The organism is Streptomyces sp. NRRL WC-3618 (assembly GCF_001280005.1).
Taxonomy (GTDB): Bacteria; Actinomycetota; Actinomycetes; order Streptomycetales; family Streptomycetaceae; genus Streptomyces.
In genome coordinates, this window is sequence record NZ_LGDW01000118.1 from 89,361 (window position 1) to 110,905 (window position 21,545).

Consider the following 21,545-nt stretch of genomic DNA (forward strand, 5'->3'; position numbering starts at 1 on the left):
CGGCACCATCAGCCCGTCCGGCGTTTGAGGACAAGGCCCGTTCAGGGCCGTAGGGGGGTCTGGGGGCGCAGCCCCCAGGTACGGGACGGGTAGGGGCGGCGGGGGCGGAAACCCGGCATGATCCCCGCATGGACCCCCTCCCCCTCACCGGCCTCACCGTCATCGCCCTAGAACAAGCCGTCGCCGCCCCCTTCGCCACCCGGCAACTCGCCGACCTCGGTGCCCGCGTCATCAAGGTCGAGCGAGTCGACGGCGGCGACTTCGCGCGCGCCTACGACACCGCCGCCCACGGCCTCGCCTCGCACTTCGTGTGGTGCAACCGGGGAAAGGAGTCCGTCGCCCTGGACGTGAAGGATCCGCGCGGACTCAGCGCCGTACGGCGGCTCGTCGCCGGCGCCGACGTGTTCGTGCAGAACCTCGCCCAGGGCGCCGCCGCCCGCCTCGGCCTCGACGCGACCACCCTGTGCGCCGCGCACCCCAGGCTGGTGGCCGTGGACATCTCGGGGTACGGGGCGTCGGGCCCGTACGCCGGCAAGCGGGCGTACGACATGCTCGTGCAGTGCGAGGCGGGGTTGGTCTCGGTGACCGGGACCCCCGAACAACCCGTGAAGGCGGGGATTCCGGCTGCGGACATCGCGGCCGCCATGTACGCGTTCTCGGGGGTGCTGGCGGCGCTCGTACGGCGGGGCGTGACCGGGCGGGGCGGACCGGTGGAGGTGTCGATGCTGGACGCGCTGGCCGAGTGGATGGGGCACCCCTTGCACCACGCGATGCACGACGGCACTCCCCCGGCGCGCACCGGCCTCGCGCACGCCGTCATCGCCCCGTACGACGCCTACGCCACGGCGGACGGCGGGCGGGTGCTGCTGTCGGTGCAGAACGACCGTGAGTGGCGGCGGCTGGCCGAACAGGTGCTTGGGCGGCTCGAGTTGGGGTCCGACCCGGCGTACGCGACGAACGCGGCACGGGTCGCGAACCGGGAGCGGACGGATTCCCACGTGGCCGCGGCCCTCGGTGCGCTGGACGCCGACGAGGCGGTGGCGCGGCTGGACGGCGCCGGGATCGCGTGCGCGCGGCTGAGGGACGTACAGGAAGTGGCGGGGCATCCGCAGTTCGCGGCACGGGACCGGTGGCGGGAAGTGGGCTCACCGGTGGGGCCGTTGCGTGCTCTGCTGCCCCCCATCACGCTGCCGGGCGGGGACGAGGCGCGGATGGGTGATGTGCCCGCGCTCGGGGAGCACACCGATGCGGTGCTGCGTGCCGTGGGGATGACGGGCGAGGAGATCGCAGCACTGCGCCGGGACGGTGTGGCCGCCTGAGCGCGGGCCTGGAACGGTGAACCGTGAACGGCGTGGGGGCGCCGTTACGGTCGCTCAGCGCCCGCCGAACAGGGTGCGGCTCAGACGACGCAGGGGCGCGAAGAGCGAGAGCCGACTCACGCGCTTGCCGAGGTCGCTGCTCTGCTTCACCTTGTCCCGCGAGGTGAGTTCGAGCATCAGCGAGGTCGCCTCCGCCGTCTCGCGCTGAGGGACGGCGGGTCCCGACAGCACCGAGAGGTGGCGGTCGAGGCGCGCCTTGGTCGCGCTGCTCCCGCACGTGATCGCAGGGACGCGCGCCCTGCTGTGCATCGTTATCTGTTCCATGTCACTCCCCACCCGTACGAGTCCACCCGGCCCGGGCAGGTTAACCCTATCGTCCCCTCGAGGCACTCGTGTATCTCGGTCACAGGATTCACCTTCCCCACAAGGGTGTTGACGACTCCTCGACGACTACTCTCCGAATCCAACCGATTCCAGGGCGAGTTGGACAACTGGTGCGCTGGTGGGCTGTTCTGAGCCCCCGTCGGGTTCGACGGTCACAGCGAGTGATGTGGCCGTCTTGTCGAGACCGGTCGCGACCAAGGGCGTGTCGCCCTTGAAGAGTCCCAGAGAGCGTGGTCGCACATCAGGGCGCATGAGCCACAACTGGTGCACGCGGTCGCTCGGCAGCTCCCCGTACCCACTGAGGGTCACCACCGCGCGCCCCTCGGACGCGGAGGCGATCGCGGTGATTCCCTGGCCCCGCGCGTCCCGGTCGGCGGTCGCCCGCGCGTCGGGAGCTGACAGAACGTCGGCAATCTCACGCGCCTGGGCCTGCGCGGTGTCCAGCTTGTCCTGGGTCTGCGTGTTCTGCACGGCGAACAGCGCGGCGACGACGAGGGAGGCCGCCGCCGTGAGTGTGGCGAGCGGGGCGAAGATGGGGCGCATGCGGGGCGCACGGCGGACCGGCGGCGGCGGTTCGGTGCCCCAGACGTGCGCCGGTAGTTGATGGCTCCGCCTGCGGGGCGCTTCGGCCGAACGTCCGGGGGCGTGCGCGGCGGAATGGCCCGGGGAGCGGCCCGGGGACTCCTGCGGGGTCGTGCGGATGGCGGACAGGACCCGGTCGCGCATGGCGAACGGGGGCTGCGCGGCCGTGGACCAGGCCAGCCGGACGGCGTCCTCGGACAGCAGGCGCACCTCGGTGGTGCAGGAGTCGCAGCGGGACAGGTGCTTCTCGAAGCGGCGCCGCTCGTCGCCTTCCAGGGCGTCGAGGGCGTAGGGGGCGGCGAGGGAGTGGAGATCCTCGCGGCGGAACAGTCTGCCGAGCACGCTCATGCGACACCTCCCAGGCATTCGCGCAGCCGGGTCAGTCCGTCGCGCATCCGTGTCTTCACCGTGCCCAGCGGGAGCGAGAGTTGCTCCGCCACTTCACGGTATGTGTAGCCCTCGTAGTAGGCGAGGGTGACCGACTGGCGTTGCAGGGTGGTCAGTCGGTCCAGGCAGCGGCGCACCCATTCGCGTTCCATGCCGGCCTCGACCTCCTCGGCCACGTGGTCGAACGCGGGCCGGTGGGAGCGCTGGGCCTCGCGCTGCTCGCGCTCCCCGGCCGCGCGGGCGCTGCGCACCCGGTCGACGGCCCGACGGTGCGCGAGCGTGAGTATCCAGGACAGGGCGCTTCCCTTCCTGGGGTCGAAGCGCGGTGACGAGCGCCAGAGTTCGAGCAGAACCTCCTGAGACACCTCTTCCGACTGCGCCGGGTCCCGCACCACGCGCCGCACCAGTCCGAACACCGGCCCGGACACGATCCCGTACAGGTCCTCGAAGGCCTTCTGGTCTCCCCCGGCCACGAGAACCAGAAGCTCGTCCGCTCCCACCCGCGTCCCCTCTCTATGGCCGCGCACGGCCCCACCCCGCTCCATCACACTTGTCACCGTCACCTTAGGCATTCGAAGCCAACGCCCCTTCGGATGGGTACGGATCCACTGCCCTCGAAGCGCGGGCCGAGCGCGCCCCAAACGTTTTCAAGAAAGTTTTCAGATTCGACCAATCCGCATCCGTGAGGGCTCCGAATCCCCGTCGTCAGGCAAGTTGACACGGTGAGGACGGACGGAATGACGACAACCATCTCCAAGGGCGGCGCGCGGCGCAGGAGCATCGCGACCCTCATTTGCGGGGCGCTGGCCGCCGGCGGGCTCGCGGCCGCCGGCGTCACCGCGCTCGCGCCGGGTACGGCTTCCGCCTCCAGCCACCGCGAGGCTCCGCTGATCTCGGGCACCCCGCAGTACGACAACACCGACGTGTACGCGTTCGTGAGCCCGGACAAGGCCGACACGACGACGATCGTCGCGAACTGGATCCCGTTCGAGGAGCCGGCCGGCGGCCCGAACTTCTTCCAGTTCGCCGAGGACGCCCAGTACGACCTCCACATCGACAACAACGGTGACGCGCAGGACGACCTCCTGTTCCGCTACACCTTCAAGACGCACACCAAGAACAAGAAGACGTTCCTGTACAACACGGGCGCGGTCGACAGCCTGTACGACCCGGACCTCAACATCACGCAGACGTACGACATCGAGCTGATCAAGCTCAAGAACCAGCACATGATGTCGAAGACGAAGATCGCCGACGATGTTCCGGTCGCTCCGTCGAACGTCGGCAAGGCGTCGATGCCGAACTACAAGAAGCTGCGCGACCAGGCCATCCACAAGCTGACGAACGGTTCGACGACGTTCGCCGGCCAGGCCGACGACCCGTTCTTCCTGGACCTGCGCGTCTTCGACCTGCTGTACGGCGGGAACCTCTCCGAGGTCGGCAACGACACGCTCAAGGGCTACAACGTCAACACCATCGCCCTCCAGGTGCCGACGCACATGATCACGGAGTCGGCCAAGCAGCCGATCGTCGGTATCTGGTCGACGACCCAGCGCCTGAACGCCGGCGGCTACTACTCGCAGGTCTCGCGCCTGGGCATGCCGCTGGTCAACGAGGTCGTCAACCCCATCAAGGACAAGGACAAGTTCAACGCGTCCTCGCCCTGGAAGGACGCCCAGTTCCTGAAGAACGTCACCAACCCCGAGCTGCCGAAGCTCATCGAGGCGATCTACAAGATCCCCGCGCCCAAGGAGCCGCGCAACGACCTGGTGGACGTCTTCCTCAAGGGTGTCAAGGGCCTCAACCAGCCGCCGTACGTCACCCCGGCCGAGGAACTGCGTCTCAACACCTCGATCAAGCCTGCCATGCACCCCAAGCGTCTGGGTGTCCTCGACGGTGACACCGCGGGCTTCCCGAACGGCCGCCGTCTGACGGACGACGTGATCGACGCCTCGCTCCAGGTCGTCGAGGGTGAACTGCTCGGCGCGAAGAACGACCTCGGCGACGCGGTCGACAAGAACGACAAGAACTTCGAGAAGTACTTCCCGTACGTGGCGCTGCCGACCGAGGGTTCGCGCGGCCCGCTCGCCAAGGGCACCAGCGGCTCCAACGACGTCCGTAGCCAGCTCGGCGACGCGCTGCAGCCCGCCGGCACCTCCGGTGGCACCGACACCATGCTGATCGCCGGTTCGGCGGCGGCCGGTGCGGCCGGGTTCCTGCTGATCGCCTCCGTCGCGGTGTGGTGGCGTCGGAACATGCGGAACCGGGCGTACTGACCCGCGGTTCGCTCTCATCCCCACCAGCTGGCGCGGCCCGCTCGTCACCATCCCCCACGGCGCGGGCCGCGCCGCACACCCGTCGACTCCCGGCCCCACCCGGGAGTCGACCCCCTGATCCCCCACGACTGACCCGCCCAGGCAACTTGAGGAGAGGGCATGCCCCCGCGTACGAACGACGACGCACCGGACCGCGAGCAGGCGCCACAGCCGCCACTCCCGCGACCGGGCCGTGAGCTCGGCACCCCGCCGGCCGACACGGCGGGGGCACCGGCCACCTCCACAACCGAGCCGGTTCCACAGACCCCGGCCGCCGAAGGCGAGGGCGCCGCCCCGACCGGCACGGCCGGACCGGGCGACACCCGCACGGACACACAGCGCACAACACCGTCCGCCGACACGGCGGAGACGCCGGTCACGCCCGCTACCGAGGCGGCTACGGACGACGCGGACACCGAAGCCGCGGGCTCCGGGCAGAATGACGGAGACCTCGTCGTGGCCGACGCCAGTGGTGACGGTGTGCGGGTCGCCTGCGTGCCGGCACACGCGGTTTCGGGACCGGGTACCTCGTCCGAGGCCTCGAAGAGTGGGGCGGACGGACACGAACCGGACGCCGGTACCGTCTCCCCCACCTCCGACGTCGATGTCGATGTCAACTCCGGCTCCGACGAGCGGGTCGCCGCTGTCCGGCGGGTCGGGGAGTCGTCGCGGCGCTGGCGGGCCGTGCAACTCGGCGCCTGTGCCGCCGCGTTGGCGGTGGCGTTCAGCGCCGGGGCCATGGTGCTGGGCGCCGTCCGGGACGGTGGCGGGACCACCCCGGTCTCGTCCGCGCCGGCCGCGATGTCACCCGCGCTGCTCGCCAGCGGCAATCTCGACGCGAGCATCGCCTCTCTTCAGGCCCATCTCCGGGCGCAGCCCAAGGACTTCGGCAGCTGGGCCACTCTCGGGCTCGCCTATGTCGAGCAGGCCCGCACCAAGGGCGACCCCTCCCGGTATCCGCAGGCCCAGCAGGCCCTGAAGCGGTCCCTCGAGCTGAAGCCCGACAACGACCCCGCCCTCGCCGGGCGCGCTGCCCTCGCCGCCGCCCGCCATGACTTCCCCGGCGCTCTCAGGAACGCGGACCAGGCCCTCCGGCAGAACCCCTACAGCGAGCGCGCCCTGTCCATCCGTATTGACGCCCTCGTCGAACTCGGGCGCTACGACGAGGCGTTGAAGGCCACCGACGAGGCCGACGCGAAGTGGCCCGGGGTGCCTGTCTTCACCCGGTACGCGTACGTGCGCGAGCTGCGCGGCGATGTCACCACCGCCCGGCGCGTGCTGGAGCGGGCGCTCGGTTCCGCCACCTCGCGCGGGGACATCGCGTACGTGGCCACGGCGCTCGGCCAACTCCTCTGGAACCAGGGCGAGTACAAGTCCGCCCTGGAGTACTACGCCCGCGCGCTCGCCGCCGACGACGCCTACCTTCCGGCGCTCGAGGGCCGTGCTCGCGCCCAGTACGCGAACGGCGACCGGGCTGACGCGATCAAGGGCATGGAGGACGTGGTCTCCCGTTACCCGCTGCCCGGTCCGCTGGTCGAACTCGGTGAGCTGTACGAAGTACGGGGCGGCGACGGCGACTTGGCCAAGGCGCGGGCACAGTACGCGCTCGTCAACGCCTGGACGGCCATCGCCCGCGCCAACGGCGTCAACGCCGACCTGGACACGGCGCTCGCCGCCGCCGACCACGGCGACAGGAAGTCGGCGCTGCGCGCGGCCCGCGCCGAGTGGGACCGCCGCGAGACCGTGCACACGGCCGACGCCCTCGCGTGGGCGCTGCACGTCAACGGCCAGGACGAGGAAGCGCTTCCCTACGCCCGCCGCGCCACCGCGACCGGCTACCGCAACGCCTCCTTCCTCTACCATCGCGGCGTGATCGAGCAGGCCACGGGCCACGCCGAGGAAGCCCGCACCTCGCTCTCCGCCGCCCTCGAACTCAACCCCGGTTTCTCCCCGTTGGGCGCCCGCAAGGCCCGTACGGCTCTCAAGTCCCTGGAGGCGGCGAAGTGAAGCCCCGTCGTGTGGCCGCCTCGGGCGCCGCCCTGTTCACCGCGACCTGCGCGCTCGTACTGGTTCCCGCCACCGCCGCGAGCGCGCACCCTCTCGGCAACTTCACCGTCAACCGGTACGACGGACTCGTGGTCGCCCCGGGACAGCTCCGGGTCGCTCATGTCGAGGACCTCGCGGAGATCCCGGCGACCCAGGCCAAGCCCGACATCGAGAAGCTGGGTCTGACCGACTGGGCCGGGCAGCGGTGCGCGACGGCCGCGCGGGGCAGCAAGGTCACCGTCGCCGGGCGTACGGTCGCGCTCTCCGTGGGCAGCGCCAAGGCGAGCACGCGGCCCGGTCAGGCCGGCCTGAACACCCTGCGCCTGGAATGCGCGCTCACCGCCGCCCTTCCCGGGGTCGCCGAAGGGGACACCGTCGACCTCGGCTTCCACAGCGCGGGTACCGAGACGGGGCCCGGTTGGCGCGAGATCACCGCGCGCGGCGACCGGATGACGCTCGCCGAGTCCGACGTACCCGGGAAGTCGACCTCCGGTGAACTGACCCACTACCCGAGGGAGTTGCTCTCCTCTCCGGCCGACACCGCGACGGCCGCCCTCCAGGTGCGCTCGGGCGGTCCGGCCCTCGCCGAGGCCGGCGAGAAGGCGGCACCGGCCTCCTCCGTGCTGCCGCGCGGCGCGGACCGCTGGACGCGCGCGCTGGACTCCCTGGTGGCCCGGCACAACCTCACGATCGGCTTCGCCGCGCTGGCCCTGGTCATCGCGGTCTTCCTCGGCGCGATGCACGCGCTCGCCCCCGGCCACGGCAAGACCCTGATGGCGGCCACGGCAGCCGCCCGGGGCGGCAGGGCCCGACTGCGCGACGTCATGCCGCTGGCCGCCTCGGTGACGGTCACCCACACGCTGGGCGTGGTCACCCTGGGCCTGCTGGTGACGGCCGGTTCGGCGGCGGCGCCCTCGGTGATCGCGTGGCTGGGCGTGGCGAGCGGCGTACTCGTGACGGGCGCGGGCCTGACCCTCACACGCCGCGCCTGGCGCCAGCGCGTGCACGAGCGCGCGCAGTCCCATCCGCACCCTCACGCCCACCCCCATGCGCACGACCACGACCATGACCACGCGCACGGTCACGACCACGGTCACTCCCACGACCATGACCATGACCATGACCACGAGCACCCCCACAGCCACACCCACGTCGCCGACAAGGCGCCGGAACGCGAACTGGTCCTCGCCCACGCGTCGCACGCACACACGCACACGGAGACGGCGCCCACACTCGCCGTGACACCCGCCCCCGCCCCAGCCCACGACCACCAGCACGATCACGATCACGGGCACCCGCACCCCCACGATCACGACCACACCCACGAGCACCACGACCACAAGCACTCCTCCACCACCCTCGAACACACCCACGGCGGCTTCACCCACACGCACGCCATCGCTCCCACCGTGCGGGGCACGATCCTGCTCGGGTTCGCCGGTGGGCTGGTGCCCAGTCCGTCGGCCGTGGTCGTGCTCGTCGGGGCCGCCGCGCTGGGGAAGGCGTGGTTCGGGTTCCTGCTCGTACTGGCGTACGGGGTCGGGCTGGCGCTCACCCTCACCGGGGCCGGGTTCCTCGTCGTGAAGCTGGGCAGCGGGGCGAACCGGCTGCTGGAGCGGCGTCCGGGGCTGGCGGGCGGCCCGTTGGTCACCCTCGTACGGCGCACCGCGCCGCTGGCGTCCGCGTTCCTCGTTGTCGCCCTGGGAGCCGGATTGGTGCTCAAGGGCGTGGCAGCCGCATTCAGCTGAGCTCTTCTGGGAAGAAATCAGGCGGAGCGCAGAAAATCGGCGTGCAATAAGACGGAAGCAGTGAACGCACGGCTGCGACGAGGGGACGCTCGTGTCCGAGGAACCGGGCAGTGAACGTGTGATCGCGGGACGCTACCGGCTGCTCTCACCGCTCGGCCAGGGCGGCATGGGCACAGTGTGGCTGGCCCGCGACGAGGTGCTGCACCGCGAGGTGGCCGTCAAGGAGGTGCGCGCCCCAGCCGGACTGGCGAACTCCGAAATCGAACGCCTGTACGCCCGACTGGAGCGCGAGGCCTGGGCCGCGGCCCGCGTCGCGAGCCGGAACGTCGTGACGGTGTACGACGTGGCGACCGACGGGGGTCGGCCCTGGATCGTCATGGAGGTGGTCCGCGGGCTCTCGCTCGCCGACCAGCTGGAGGCCGACGGGCCGCTGTCACCGCAGGCGGCCGCGCACATAGGCGCCGAGGTGCTCGCCGCGCTGCGGGCCGCGCACGAGGCCGGAGTGCTGCACCGGGACGTGAAGCCTGCCAACGTGCTCCTGTCCAACGACGGCCGGGTCGTGCTCACCGACTTCGGGATCGCGACCGTCGAGGGCAGCTCGGCGCTCACCATGACCGGCGAGGTCATCGGTTCCCCCGAGTACCTCGCGCCCGAGCGGGCGCTGGGGCGCACCCCCGGCCCCGAGTCCGACCTGTGGTCGCTGGGCGTGCTGCTGTACGCGGCGGTCGAGGGCCGCTCCCCCTTCCGGCAGACCACGCCGCTCAGCACCCTGCGCGCCATCGTGGACGAGGAGTTGCCGCCGCCACACCGGGCCGGGCCGCTGCCGCCCGTCATCGAAGGGCTGCTGCGCAAGAATCCGGCCGAACGTCTCGCCGCCGGGCAGGCCGAGCACGATCTGCGGATCGTCGGCGCCGGGGGCACCCTGCGCGCGGACACCCGCCCGACGGCCCCGTACACGCCGACTTTCGGGGAGCCCTTCCCGCAGCACCCGCCGACGCCGCCTCGCCCGACTCCCGTTCCCACGGAGGCGACCCGGCCCGTCCCGCCTCCGTCGGACGCCTACGTGAACCGCCCCGCCGAGCCGCGCCGCGACCGCCGGGCGGCCGTCCTCCTGGTCGCGGGGATCGCCGCCGTCGCACTGGCGGTGGCCGGACTGACGTACGAGCTGCTGAACCGCGACAACGGAGCGGACAACCACGGCGCCGGTGCCGACAGCAGCACCGGGCAGAGCAACAACGCTACGGGCAAAGAGAGTTCACCGAAGCACAGCCCGAGCAAGTCCCCCCACGAGGAGAAGAGGGCCTCGCCGAGCAACGGTGACGGCGGCAAGACCTCGCAGCCGGCGCAGACCGTGGAGGTCGAGGTCGCCGGCTCGGACACCGACTACTCGGGGCCCTGCCCGCCGCCCAACTCCGAGGCGCCCGGATTCACGGCGACCTTCACGGTGGGCAACGTGCCCACGAAGGTCTCCTACCGCTGGGTGACGGAGAAGGGGGATGCCCCGGAGCAGGGCTGGCGGACCCTGTCGTTCCCGGCGGGCGGCGGCAGGACCCAGCAGAACAAGGTCTTCGTGACGACGTACGACAAGAGCGGGACGATCAAGAACGCGATCGGGGTGGAGGTCCGCGAGCCGGTGAGCGTGGAGTCCAACACCGTCCCGTTCTCGGTCACCTGCGAGGCGGAGACCCCGACGGACGGGGCCTCCTCTCCCGCCGAGACGCCCCGACGGGACACCGGTCGGACGGATGGACGGCTGGACGGCTGGACGGGTCTGACAGTTGGGCAGTAGGGGCGGTCGGAGGTAGGTCAGGCGGCCTGGGTGAGTGCCGGCAGGTAGCCGCCCGACTGGCCTGCGGCTGTCGGGTGGTAGGACTCGCCGATGTTGAGCAGGCTGAGGCTGTGCAGCCACGCACTGCCCGAGCAGATCTCGTGACCGGTGAAGGCCGGCCTGACGTCCCCGTAGGTGAAGCCGTGGTCGGCGGCCCTCTTGGCGAGCGCGTTGTTCAGATAGTCGGACGACTCGTTGATCGCTGAGCGCTTGGTCTCGGAGAGGCCCAGGCAGGTCTGGCCGAGCTTGTAGAAGCGGGGGTAGCCCAGGACGACGACGTGGGCGGCGGGCGCCCGGGAGCTGATGGCGTCGTACACGCTGTCGAGCTGACCGGGGAGGGTCGAGTCGACGTACTCCTTCGCGGTGTTGATGCGGGCGAGGCAGGAGCTGTCGGACTGGAGCACACAGGTCGTCATGACGTCGGCGAAGCCCGCGTCGTTGCCACCGATGCTGATCGAGACGAGGCTCGTGGCGGAGCTGAGCGGGGTCAGCTGATTCGCCAGAACATCACCCGTTCGGGCGCCCGAGCAAGCGGTGAAGTCGAAGCTCGAGGGTGAATGCGCGGCGGCCCAGAGGTACGGGTACGCCTTCGTGCTGCGCTTGCAGTCGCCGCTGGAGGCGATGTAGTCGCCGGCGCCGACCCCCGAGGAGTAGGAGTCACCGAGGGCCACATAGCCGGTGGCGGCGGCGAGTTGGGACGCCTGCGCCGACACGGCCCCGGTGAGGGCGATGCCGGCGGCGAGGAGGAGCGAGGTCACGTAGGCCGTAATTCGGGAACGTCTCATGGAACCTCCCTTTAGCAGGATCTCTGCCACAACGTTCGTACCAACTACGCGTGTTGAATGGAAGTGTGCATGCCAAGACTTTCCTGCCCGTACCGGAACGGATCAACCGCGTTCACGTTTCACCCAATTACGTGCCCATGACATGCGTGTGACAAGTCGCTCCGCCTCTTGAGCAACTCCCGTTCATGACCGAGTCTTTACCTCAGTCCGAGCGGAACGCGACGCTCCGGACCGTGCCCCTATCCATGGGCACCCCCCACATACGCGCCCCCCACAGACGCGCTCCCACCCAGGCGTCTACCGCCTCAGGAGGACTTCCTCGTCATGGCACACCTGCGTAGCAAGAAGATCAGGACCGCCGCGACCACCGTCGCGACAGCCGCCGCTCTCGTCGGCGGATTCACCGCGCTTCCCGCCCAGGCCGCCCCGGCACCCGCCGAGGGCAAGGTGCTGGCCGCCGGCTCCCCCACAGCCGTGCAGGACAGCTACATCGTCACGCTGAGGAAGACGGCGGGCCTCAAGGCCTCGTCGAGCGCCGGCAAGAAGCTGATCGGCGAGTACGGCGGCACGGTGCGCAAGACGTTCAGCACGGCCCTGAACGGCTACACGGCGACCCTCTCCGCGGCCGAGGCCCGCAGACTCGCCGCCGACCCCGCGGTGGCCGCCGTCGAGCAGAACCAGACGGTGCACCTCGACGCCACGCAGTCCAGCGCCCCCTGGGGCCTCGACCGCGTCGACCAGGCCGCCCTGCCGCTGTCCGGCACCTACACCTACCCGGACTCGGCCGGCGCCGGGGTGACGGCATACGTCATCGACACCGGCGTACGCATCACGCACTCCCAGATCAGCGGCCGGGCCACCAACGGCTTCGACGCGGTGGACGGCGACACCACGGCGCAGGACGGCAACGGTCACGGCACCCACGTCGCCACCACCATCGCGGGCTCGACCTACGGGGTCGCCAAGGCGGCGAAGATCGTGGCGGTCCGTGTGCTCGACAACAACGGTTCGGGCACCACGGCCGGTGTCATCGCGGGCATCGACTGGGTGACCGCGAACCACAGCGGCCCCTCGGTCGCCAACATGTCGCTCGGCGGCGGCGCCTCGGCCTCGCTGGACACGGCCGTCGCCAACTCCATAGCCAGCGGCGTGACCTACGCCGTCGCGGCCGGCAACAGCAACACCAACGCCTCCTCCTCCTCGCCCGCGCGGGTCGCGGCGGCCATCACGGTCGGCGCCACCACCAGCACGGACGCCCGGGCCAGCTACTCCAACTTCGGCTCGATCCTGGACATCTTCGCCCCGGGTTCCTCGATCACGGCGGGCTGGAACACCAGCGACACCGCGACGAACACCATCTCCGGTACGTCGATGGCCACCCCGCACGTCGCGGGCGCGGTCGCCGTCTACCTCGCGGGTCACCCCTCGGCCACCCCCGCCCAGGTCGCCACGGCGCTCACGAACGGCGCCACCACCGGCGTGGTCACCAGCTCGGGCAGCGGCTCCCCGAACCGCCTGCTGCGGCTCGTCCCGTAACACCCGTACCGCATCCGTGACCCGCTCGAAGTGAACGACAGTTCCCCGGAGGCAGCCGGCGCCTCCGGGGAACTGTCGTGTACGCGTTCGGGAAACGTGCCGCGGAAGTTCCGTGTCTTGACTCGCCCGTCCCGCTGCGCGACATTGAAGCCCGGCATCCGGCGCGTCGGGGGGCAAAGTCGCCCATGCAAACCATACGTATCAAGCCACCTTCATCCGGGAGCGGAGCCGGGGACGGCGAGCCGTCGCGACAGGTGCCGGGGAAGGGTCTGTTCCCGCTGCTCACGGGCGTGGCCGTGGCCGTCGCGGCCGTCGGCGCGACGCTCGCGCTGACCGACGCTCCCTCGCCGCTGCGCGGGCCGCTCACACTGTTCTTCCTGCTCGCCGCACCCGCCCTCGCCGTGGGAGCGGCGCTGCGCGGACTGGACCCGTTCGGCCGGATCGTGACGTCGGTGGCAGCGGCGGTCGCCCTCGATCTCCTGGTCGCCCAGGGCATGCTGGCGACGCACCGGTGGTCGGTCCGTGGTGGAGTCGTGGCCGTGACCGTGATCAGCTCGTCCATCCTCCTGCTGGTGCTCGCGTTGTCTCGGCGACAGCGCGGCCGCACGGCGAGAAGGCGGGCCTCCTGACGTGGCTGGTGACGCGTGGCTCGGAATCTGACACCCGGCGTGGCCCTGACCGTGCTGCGGCCCGGCGAGCTGACCGCCGCGGACCGGGCCGCCTGGACGGCGTTACAGGCCAAGGCCCATCTGCACGGCTCGCCCGAACTGGCGAACCCGTTCCTGTCCCCGGAGTTCGCGCTCGCGATCGGCCGGTGCAGACGCGGCGTCCGCATCGCGGTGCTCCGCGAGGGCGGGGAGCCGGCCGCGTTCTTCGCGTTCCAGAGATCCGCCGCCGGCGTCGGCCGGGCGGTCGGGCTCGGCGTCTCCGACTGCCAGGGCCTGGTGCACCGGCCCGGATTCACCTGGGACGCCCGGGAGTTGCTCCGGGCCTGCGGGCTCGCCGTCTGGGAGTTCGACCACCTGGCGGCGGGCCAGACGCCGTTCGAGGCCGACGTCTCCGGCACCTTTCCGTCCCCGGTGATGGACGTCGACCAGGGGTACGAGGCCTATCTGGCCGGACTACGGGCGCGCTCGCCCAAGTTCACGCGCACGACACTCGCCAAGGAGCGCAGACTCGGCCGGGACGCCGTCGAGGTCCGCTATGTGCACGACGAGCGTGACCCGGCGGCGCTGGCCACGCTGATGGCCTGGAAGTCCGCCCAGTACCGCAGGACCGGCCGCAGCGACCGGTTCGCGCATCCCTGGATCACCCGGCTCGTCCAGCAGCTCTTCCACACCCGTTCCGACCCGTTCGCGGGCGTCCTGTCGGTGCTCTACGCCGACGGGAAGCCGGTCGCCGCCCACTTCGGGCTGCGCACGGAACGCGTACTGGCGTGCTGGTTCCCGGCGTACGACCCGGCGTACGCGAAGTACTCGCCGGGGCTGATCCTGCATCTTCGGATGGCGGAGGGGGCCGCCGCCGACGGTATCGCGTACCTGGATCTCGGCCGGGGACAGAAGGAGTACAAGGACTCCCTGAAGACCCGTGAGCTCATGGTGTCCGAGGGGTGGGTGACACGTCGTCACCCGGTGGCGGTCGGACACCGGGCGCGGCGCGCTCCGGTCCGGACGCTGCGCAATGTGGTGCTGTCGCGGCCGGAGCTGTTCGAGCCGGCGGACAGGGCGCTGAAACGGATGGGGCAGCTCCGTTCCAGAAAACAATCAAAGTAGTTATGTATCGGTCAAACCAACAAAAACGTGAGACTCCATTCAGATCTTTCCATAAAGGTGCAATAGTCAATACCGTCATACAATTTCACCCGCATCGGTACGTCGTCCTGTGACTCAGGGGAGGGCTCAGGGTCCACGACGACCGTCGGAGCGGGGCGCGGTAGGGGGGGTGCCGTACTCGGTGGACGCACATCTCGCCGAGTCGTGCCGCGCGACCGACCACCACCTCACGGTGTTCGGCCAGCTTTGCCAGCTCACCCGGCATGCACCGGGACGTCAACAGGCTGATACGGAGGATCCGTTCGGCATGCCGTGAGTGAGAACCCCCCTTTCGAACCGGACACACAACCGGGCCGCCCAGGGGCGGGCGGTCCACCGGACGAGAGGGACCAGACTCATGAGTTCCGTACCACTGACGGCCGACGCGTACCGGCCGATCTCCTCCCACCTGGCGATCACGCCACCGGTGAGTGTGGTGATACCCGCCATGAACGAGGCGGAGAACCTGCCGTACGTCTTCAAGACCCTGCCCGGCTGGATCCACGAAGTGGTCCTGGTCGACGGCCGCTCCACCGACGACACCGTCGAGGTCGCGCGCGGGCTGTGGCCCGACGTCAAGGTCGTCGAGCAGCGGGGCAAGGGCAAGGGGGATGCCCTGATCGCCGGCTTCGAGGCGTGCAGCGGCGACATCATCGTGATGGTCGACGCGGACGGGTCGGCGGACGGCAACGAGATCGTCTCGTACGTCTCCGCGCTCGTCTCGGGCGCCGACTTCGCCAAGGGGTCGCGCTTCGCCAACGGCGGCGGCACCGACGACATGACGCCCGTCCGCAAGCTCGGCAACTGGGCGCTGTGCACGGTCGTCAACAAGAAGTTCGGCGCCCGCTACACCGATCTCTGCTACGGCTACAACGCCTTCTGGCGGCACTGCCTCGACAAGATCGACCTCGACTGCACCGGCTTCGAGATCGAGACCCTGATCAACATCCGGGTGGTCAAGGCGGGGCTCAAGGTGCAGGAGATCCCGAGCCACGAGTACCTCCGTATCCACGGCACGAGCAATCTGCGGGCCGTGCGCGACGGGCTGCGCGTCCTGCGGGTGATCCTGCGGGAGCGCTCCAACCGGCGTGCCCTGCGCGGCCGCTCACACTCCGCCGTGCGCAACGCGAGCCGGGGAGAGACGTCTTGAACGAATCGTCCGTCTCGGTGGTGGTCTGCGTCTACACCGAGGACCGCTGGGAGGACATCCTCGCGGCGGTCGCCTCGGTGCGGGCGCAGTCACAGCCGGCCCTGGAGACACTCCTGGTCGTCGACCACAACCAGGCTCTCCTGGAACGGCTGACCAGCCAGTACAAGGAGACCGACGAGGTACGGGTGCTCGCCAACGCGGGCCCGCGCGGCCTGTCGGCCGGCCGCAACACCGGCATCGCGGCCTCGCACGGAGGCATCATCGCCTTCCTCGACGACGACGCCGTGGCCGAACGCGACTGGCTGCGCCACTTCGCCGAGGGGTACGCGGACCCCCGGGTGATGGCCGTCGGCGGCCGGACGATGCCGGTCTGGGCGTCGGGCCGCCGGCCGGCCTGGTTCCCGGAGGAGTTCGACTGGGTGGTGGGCTGCACCTACAAGGGGCTGCCCGAGGGACGCGTCAGGGTCCGCAACGTACTCGGCGGGAACGCCTCCTTCCGGCGTACGGCCTTCGACGCGGCCGGCGGTTTCGCCACCGGCATCGGACGGGACGGCGACAAACGGCCGCTGGGCTGCGAGGAGACGGAGTTGTGCATCCGGCTCACCCGGGCCAGACCCGACGCGGTGCTTTTGATCGACGACCGCGCGGTGATCCACCACCGGGTGCCCGAGGTCCGCGAGCACTTCGGGTACTTCCGCGCCCGCACCTACGCCGAGGGCCTCTCGAAGGCGCTGGTCGCCCGAAGTGTCGGTGCGGACAAGGGACTTGAGTCCGAACGCCGGTACACCACCCGGGTGCTGCCGGCCGGCGTCGCGCGTGGTCTGCGCGACGCCCTGCTGGCCCGGCCGGGCGGCGCGGGCCGGGCGGCCGCGATCGTCGCCGGGGTGCTGACGGCGGCGGGCGGGTACGTCTTCGGGAGTCTGCGCGCGCGCCGGGGCGGGACGACGTTCACGGTGGTGGAGATCGAGCGGAGCGTCGAAGGGGGTACGGCATGAACGCGCCCGTGCCCGTCCTGATGTACCACGCGGTCACCCGGACGCCCGATCCCCGCACCCGCGCCCTCTCGGTGACGCCCGAGGCGTTCGCCGAACAGATGGCGCTGCTCGCGGACCGGGACTTCCATCCGGTCACCACGGCCCGACTGGCCGACTCGTGGCGCCGCCCGGTCTCGACGGAGCGGGTGTTGCCCCCGCGGCCCGTCCTGATCACCTTCGACGACGGCTACGAGGGGGTGCACCGGCACGCCCTGCCGGTGCTCGCCCAACACGGCTTCCGTGCCTCGCTGTTCGTCTCCACGGGCTGGCTCCGGGGCGCGCACCGCAGTGGCGGCGCCCTCGACACGATGCTCGACTGGGACCAGGTGCGCGAACTCGCCGACGCGGGCGTGGAGATCGGCGGCCACAGCCACACGCACCCCCAACTGGACGAACTCGACGACGACACACTGCGGTTCGAGCTGACGCGCTGCAAGGAGATCGTCGCGGACGAACTGGGCACCGTGCCCGTGTCGTTCGCCTACCCCTACGGCTACTCCAGCCGCCATGTGCGCACCGCTGTCCGCGAGGCCGGCTTCACGCAGGCGCTCGCCGTCGGCAACGGTCTGGCGCGCCGGGCGCAGGGGCCGTACGCCCTGCAGCGCGTCACCGTGCGCCGCGGCACCGGCGTCCAGGAGTTCGAGCGGCTGATCGAGGGCCGAGCGATCGCCCGGAACTTCGCCCGGGACCGTGCCCTCACCAAGGGGTACGCCCTGGCCCGCCGAGCACGTCAGGTCCGCCGGAAGGCCATCGGTTCCCGTGTCTGACACGACGACGACCACACCGGAGACCCAGGCCGCCGCCACGCCCAGGACCGCGACACCCGGGCGGCGTCCGGGGCGGCGGCTGCGGCTGCCCGGCCTGGGCAAGGGCCGGGGCGGCGGCCCACTGTTCCGCAACGCCTACGCGCTGATGCTGAACACCGGCATCTCCGCCGTGCTCGGCCTCGGCTTCTGGCTGGCCGCCGCCCGTTACTACTCCGAGTCGGCGGTCGGCCAGAGCTCCGCCGCGATCGCCGCCATGAAGCTGCTCGCCGGTCTCACGGCGGTGACCCTGACCGGCGCCCTGGCCCGCTTCATCCCGGTCGCCGGCCGCGCCACGGGACGGCTCATCTTCCGTACGTACGCGGGCAGTTCGGTGATCGTCGCGCTGGCCGGCGGGATCTTCCTGCTCACGCTGGACAGTTGGGGGCCCTCGTACCGGTTCCTGCACGGGCCGGTGCCCGCCCTCGGGTTCGTCGGCGCCGTCGTCCTGTGGAACCTGCTCACCCTCCAGGACGGGGTACTGACCGGGCTGCGCAGCGCGCTGTGGGTGCCGGTCGGCAACACGGCGTTCTCGGCGGTCAAACTGGGGCTCCTGGTCGCCTTCGCGGCGGCGATCCCCACCAGCGGTGTCTTCGTGTCGTGGGTCGCCGCGATCGCCATGTCGGTACTGCCGCTCGGCTGGCTGGTGTTCCGGCGGCTGGTGCCCCGGCACGTCGAGGCGACCGAGGAACACGCCGAACCGCCGGCGCCGAAGGAGATCGGCCGGTTCCTGGCGGGCGACTACACCGGGTCGCTGTTCTCCCTCGCGGTGGTCTACCTGGTGCCGGTGATCGTCGCCTCGCAGGTCAGCTCCGCCGACAACGCGTACTTCTACGTCACCACCACCATCGGCGGCACGGTCAACCTGCTCGCCATCAACATGGGCGCCTCCCTGACCGTCGAGGGCTCGCACGACCCGGCCCGGCTGGCCGCGAACACCCGGGCCGCGCTCAGACGCATGGCGCGGATCATGCTGCCGGTCGCCGGTGTGCTGTTCTTCGGCGCGCCCCGGATCCTGGGCATCTTCGGCTCGGGCTACGCGGACGCGGCGACGCCGCTGCTGCGCTGGTTCGCGGTCGGCGCGGTGCTACGGGTCGTCATGGAGACGTACTTCGCGATGCTGCGCGCCCAGAGCCGTACCGGCCCACTCGCCTGGATGCAGGGCCTGTTGTGCGTGCTGGTGCTCGGTCTGACGCTGCTGCTGCTCCCCCGGATGGGCCTGACGGGAGCGGGCGTCGCGGAGATCTCGTCCCTCGCGCTGATCGTCGCGATCGCCGCGCCCAGGCTGTACCGGACGGTCGGGGCGGCGCCGTCCGACGCCGTCCCCGACGACGCGGCGCCCGACGGCGACCTCGCCGACCTGGCAGCGGGCTCCCGGGGACGCGGGCAGGGGTGGGCACGTTCGCTGGACTCGGACACGCCGGCGCTCGGCGTGCACCTCGACTTCGACCACCAGGAACGGCGCCCGGACGTCCGTCCGGGGCCGGGAACTCCGCCCACGGGGACTCCGACGCTCCGAGGGAGCCACCGGCCGACCTGGGCGCTGAAGCAGGCGGACCCCGAGGCGGCGGAGCTGCCGGACGCGGACGCCGAACTCGTACGAGCCGTACAGGCGTCCCCCGTACGGGAGTCGCGCACCCCTCACCCCCCACCCGAGCCGCCACCGCCACCGCTCACCCTGCGCGCCCGGCTGCTGCCCACCCGCAGTGGAGTGATCCTCAGCGGCCTGCTGATCGCCGCGCTCCTGCTCTACTGGGTGCCCGCGTCCCGCCTCGGCGAGGCCTACCTGGACCGGATGGGCGGGCTCGGCCTGGTCTCCGTACTGCCGCTGCCGACGCTGATCGGGGCCGCGCTGCTGGTCGTGGTGTTCGCGTCGCTGCTCTGGGGGCACCGGGAACACCGTGCGCTGCTGGCCCTCACGCTGCTCGCGACCGTCGTCTCCCTGCACGCGCTGCCCGCACTGATCGAGACCGAACCACGGTTCGCGACGGCCTGGCAGCACCTCGGGTTCCTCGACTACATCGACCGGACCGGTACCGCCGTGCCGGACCTGGACGCCCGCTGGAGCTGGCCGGGCTTCTTCGCGGGGGCCGCGTTCGTGGCGAAGGCCTGCGGGGTCGGTGATCTCACCGAGGTCATCCGCTGGTGGCCGCTGGCCATGCAACTCCTCTATCTGGTACCGCTGTTCCTGCTGACGCGCTCGCTGCGGGCGAGCTGGCGGGCCAAGTGGACCGGCGTGTGGATCTTCGTCCTGAGCGGCTGGGTGGGCCAGGACTACTTCTCCCCGCAGGGCTTCACCTACCTCCTCTATCTGGTGTTCGTGGCGATCCTGCTGGTGTGGTTCAGGGCCCCACGGGTGCTGTGGGCGAGGACGCGGCCCGGCGAGGCGGAGGTCGAACCCGCCGACCGCCGCCAACGGGCCGTCCTGCTGGCCGTGTTGATCGCCCTGTTCGCAGCGACGGTGCCGGCCCACCAGCTGACGCCGTTCATGATGCTGGGCGTGCTGGCGGCCCTGGTGCTCATCGGCAAGTCCGAACTGCGGGGCCTGCCCATCCTGTTCGGTGTCATCGTCGCGGCGTGGGTCGGTTTCATGGCCGAGCCGTACTGGTCGGGGCACTTCGACGAACTCTTCGGCGGGATGGGCGGCGTGGGCGGCAACGTGTCGTCGAGCGTCTCCGGCCGTATCGAGGGCGGCAGTTCGACGCACAAGCTCGTCCTCTACGCCCGCGTACTGCTGGCCGGCGGGGTCATGACCCTCGCCTGCTACGGCTGGTGGCGCCGCCGCGACCACAAGTACCGCGAGCGCTCCCTCCTCGTCCTCACCTTCGTCCCGTTCCTGGGCTTCGGCATGCAGTCGTACGGCGGCGAAATGGCCCTGCGCGTCTTCATGTTCGCCTTGCCGGGCGCGGCCCTGCTCGCCGCGCTCGCGCTCTTCCCCCGCACCGGGATCACCCCGAAGGAACGAGAACGGGACCGCGTCAGCCTCGCCCCGCTGGCCGCCCTGATGGCGGGCCTGGTCCTCATGGGCGGCTTCCTGGTGGCCCGTTGGGGCAACGAACCCTTCGAACGGACCCGCCCCGGCGAGGTCGCCGCGATGAACTACGTGTACGCCCATGACGATCCGACCGTCCGGCTGCTGTGGCTGAGCAACGACCTCGTCGACAACGTGACACCGGCGCTGCCCTGGGGCGCCAGGGACATGGAGAAGGTGCGCTACGAGCCGACGCTCGCACCGACCGACCCGGTACTGGTGTCGGGGCTGGTGAAGGCGCTCAGGGACGCGGGCCCCAACTCGTACCTGATGGTCAACCGCAGCCAGGTCGTCTATCTCCAGCTGGCCGTGGGCTACTCGGCGACCTGGGAGAAGCGTCTGCTCCAGAACCTGGACAGGCAGGGCGAGTTGAGGAAGGTGTTCACCAACTCCGACGTCACGATGTACGCCCTGCGCCATCAACCGGAGGCCAAGGCCGAGAACCCGGATCCCGGCCCGATCGGCCCCCAGGTGACATGGACTCCGTGGTCGGTGCTGGGCGCCCTGGCGGCCGTAACCCTGATCCTGCTCCTCACGACCAGAGAGGCCCTAAGGGTCGCGACACGCCCAGGGGTACGCCAACTCCGCGGACTACAGAGCACGTTCTGGTTCGCCCTGCCACTACTGGCGCTACTACTGGCGGCACTGATTCAGCGTTTCCTGACGATGAAGTGACGGGGGCAGGGGCGAGGGGGGTGAGGGGGCCCGCCCCCCTCAGGGGCGCGGGGAACTGTGCGACAAGCCCCCACCCACCCGCAGCCAAACCCGCCAACCCCGCGGAGCGCC

The 21,545-nt window shown here is 71.0% G+C and carries 16 protein-coding genes; 12 read left to right on the forward strand and 4 right to left on the reverse strand.

The annotated features are described in order from the left end of the window. The first annotated feature begins 128 nt into the window (after positions 1–128). A complete protein-coding gene (locus ADL01_RS14265) occupies positions 129–1,319 on the forward strand; it encodes a CaiB/BaiF CoA transferase family protein (protein ID WP_053742347.1) in 1,191 nt (396 codons plus the stop codon). A gap of 54 nt (positions 1,320–1,373) precedes the next feature. Here ADL01_RS14265 and ADL01_RS14270 read toward each other — a convergent pair whose 3' ends face one another. The 3 genes from ADL01_RS14270 to ADL01_RS14280 form a co-directional block, all read right to left on the reverse strand. After that, complete coding sequence (locus ADL01_RS14270; RefSeq protein WP_053742348.1) at positions 1,374–1,643, reverse strand: hypothetical protein; 270 nt, start codon at positions 1,641–1,643, stop codon at positions 1,374–1,376. Positions 1,644–1,769: 126 nt separating this feature from the next. Then, positions 1,770–2,633: an anti-sigma factor gene (locus ADL01_RS14275; protein ID WP_053742349.1), complete on the reverse strand. Its 864-nt coding sequence runs from the start codon at positions 2,631–2,633 to the stop codon at positions 1,770–1,772. Continuing rightward, a complete protein-coding gene (locus ADL01_RS14280; RefSeq protein ID WP_053742350.1) occupies positions 2,630–3,172 on the reverse strand; it encodes a sigma-70 family RNA polymerase sigma factor in 543 nt (180 codons plus the stop codon). Before ADL01_RS14280 ends, ADL01_RS14275 begins: the two co-directional genes overlap by 4 nt. Before the next feature lie 237 nt (positions 3,173–3,409). Here ADL01_RS14280 and ADL01_RS14285 point away from each other — a divergent pair, with 237 nt between their 5' ends. The 4 genes from ADL01_RS14285 (at position 3,410) to ADL01_RS14300 (ending at position 10,570) form a co-directional block, all read left to right on the forward strand. Beyond that, positions 3,410–4,948: a DUF4331 domain-containing protein gene (locus ADL01_RS14285; RefSeq protein ID WP_053742351.1), complete on the forward strand. Its 1,539-nt coding sequence runs from the start codon at positions 3,410–3,412 to the stop codon at positions 4,946–4,948. 159 nt (positions 4,949–5,107) lie between these two features. Beyond that, positions 5,108–6,994, forward strand: a complete 1,887-nt coding sequence (locus ADL01_RS14290; protein ID WP_053742352.1) for a tetratricopeptide repeat protein — start codon at positions 5,108–5,110, stop codon at positions 6,992–6,994. Continuing rightward, positions 6,991–8,781 carry a sulfite exporter TauE/SafE family protein gene (locus ADL01_RS14295; RefSeq protein ID WP_053742353.1) on the forward strand — a complete coding sequence of 597 codons (1,791 nt, stop codon included), beginning with the start codon at positions 6,991–6,993 and terminating at the stop codon, positions 8,779–8,781. The genes ADL01_RS14290 and ADL01_RS14295 overlap by 4 nt, the downstream gene beginning before the upstream one ends. Positions 8,782–8,872: 91 nt before the next feature. Continuing rightward, positions 8,873–10,570 (forward strand): serine/threonine-protein kinase, encoded by a 1,698-nt coding sequence (locus ADL01_RS14300; protein ID WP_199834823.1) that lies wholly within the window; start codon positions 8,873–8,875, stop codon positions 10,568–10,570. Positions 10,571–10,587: 17 nt separating this feature from the next. Here ADL01_RS14300 and ADL01_RS14305 read toward each other — a convergent pair whose 3' ends face one another. Beyond that, positions 10,588–11,394 carry an SGNH/GDSL hydrolase family protein gene (locus ADL01_RS14305; RefSeq protein ID WP_053742354.1) on the reverse strand — a complete coding sequence of 269 codons (807 nt, stop codon included), beginning with the start codon at positions 11,392–11,394 and terminating at the stop codon, positions 10,588–10,590. 324 nt (positions 11,395–11,718) lie between these two features. Between ADL01_RS14305 and ADL01_RS14310 the strand changes: the two genes are divergently transcribed. The 7 genes from ADL01_RS14310 to ADL01_RS14340 all read left to right on the forward strand — a co-directional run bounded on the left by ADL01_RS14310 (position 11,719) and on the right by ADL01_RS14340 (position 21,434). Next, on the forward strand, positions 11,719–12,930 hold the full coding sequence (locus ADL01_RS14310) for a S8 family peptidase (protein WP_053742355.1): 1,212 nt from the start codon (positions 11,719–11,721) through the stop codon (positions 12,928–12,930). 185 nt (positions 12,931–13,115) lie between these two features. Next, positions 13,116–13,559 (forward strand): hypothetical protein, encoded by a 444-nt coding sequence (locus ADL01_RS14315; protein ID WP_053742356.1) that lies wholly within the window; start codon positions 13,116–13,118, stop codon positions 13,557–13,559. Positions 13,560–13,574: 15 nt separating this feature from the next. Continuing rightward, positions 13,575–14,702 carry a GNAT family N-acetyltransferase gene (locus tag ADL01_RS14320; RefSeq protein ID WP_420719717.1) on the forward strand — a complete coding sequence of 376 codons (1,128 nt, stop codon included), beginning with the start codon at positions 13,575–13,577 and terminating at the stop codon, positions 14,700–14,702. A gap of 397 nt (positions 14,703–15,099) precedes the next feature. Then, the gene (locus tag ADL01_RS14325) at positions 15,100–15,891 is read left to right on the forward strand and encodes a glycosyltransferase family 2 protein (RefSeq protein ID WP_053742358.1); all 792 of its coding nucleotides are present in this window, start codon (positions 15,100–15,102) and stop codon (positions 15,889–15,891) included. Then, a complete protein-coding gene (locus tag ADL01_RS14330; RefSeq protein WP_053742359.1) occupies positions 15,888–16,886 on the forward strand; it encodes a glycosyltransferase family 2 protein in 999 nt (332 codons plus the stop codon). The genes ADL01_RS14325 and ADL01_RS14330 overlap by 4 nt, the downstream gene beginning before the upstream one ends. Next, on the forward strand, positions 16,883–17,692 hold the full coding sequence (locus ADL01_RS14335; protein ID WP_053742360.1) for a polysaccharide deacetylase family protein: 810 nt from the start codon (positions 16,883–16,885) through the stop codon (positions 17,690–17,692). The genes ADL01_RS14330 and ADL01_RS14335 overlap by 4 nt, the downstream gene beginning before the upstream one ends. Further along, complete coding sequence (locus ADL01_RS14340) at positions 17,685–21,434, forward strand: lipopolysaccharide biosynthesis protein (RefSeq protein ID WP_053742361.1); 3,750 nt, start codon at positions 17,685–17,687, stop codon at positions 21,432–21,434. The genes ADL01_RS14335 and ADL01_RS14340 overlap by 8 nt, the downstream gene beginning before the upstream one ends. Positions 21,435–21,545 lie beyond the last annotated feature (111 nt).

Bases quoted from the DNA above. Each gene is read 5' to 3' on its own strand.
- ADL01_RS14265 (WP_053742347.1), top strand. From the start codon at position 129: ATGGACCCCCTCCCCCTCACCGGCCTCACCGTCATCGCCCTAGAACAA.
- ADL01_RS14270 (WP_053742348.1), bottom strand. From the start codon at position 1,643: ATGGAACAGATAACGATGCACAGCAGGGCGCGCGTCCCTGCGATCACG.
- ADL01_RS14275 (WP_053742349.1), bottom strand. From the start codon at position 2,633: ATGAGCGTGCTCGGCAGACTGTTCCGCCGCGAGGATCTCCACTCCCTC.
- ADL01_RS14285 (WP_053742351.1), top strand. From the start codon at position 3,410: ATGACGACAACCATCTCCAAGGGCGGCGCGCGGCGCAGGAGCATCGCG.
- ADL01_RS14290 (WP_053742352.1), top strand. From the start codon at position 5,108: ATGCCCCCGCGTACGAACGACGACGCACCGGACCGCGAGCAGGCGCCA.
- ADL01_RS14305 (WP_053742354.1), bottom strand. From the start codon at position 11,394: ATGAGACGTTCCCGAATTACGGCCTACGTGACCTCGCTCCTCCTCGCC.
- ADL01_RS14310 (WP_053742355.1), top strand. From the start codon at position 11,719: ATGGCACACCTGCGTAGCAAGAAGATCAGGACCGCCGCGACCACCGTC.
- ADL01_RS14315 (WP_053742356.1), top strand. From the start codon at position 13,116: ATGCAAACCATACGTATCAAGCCACCTTCATCCGGGAGCGGAGCCGGG.
- ADL01_RS14325 (WP_053742358.1), top strand. From the start codon at position 15,100: ATGAGTTCCGTACCACTGACGGCCGACGCGTACCGGCCGATCTCCTCC.
- ADL01_RS14335 (WP_053742360.1), top strand. From the start codon at position 16,883: ATGAACGCGCCCGTGCCCGTCCTGATGTACCACGCGGTCACCCGGACG.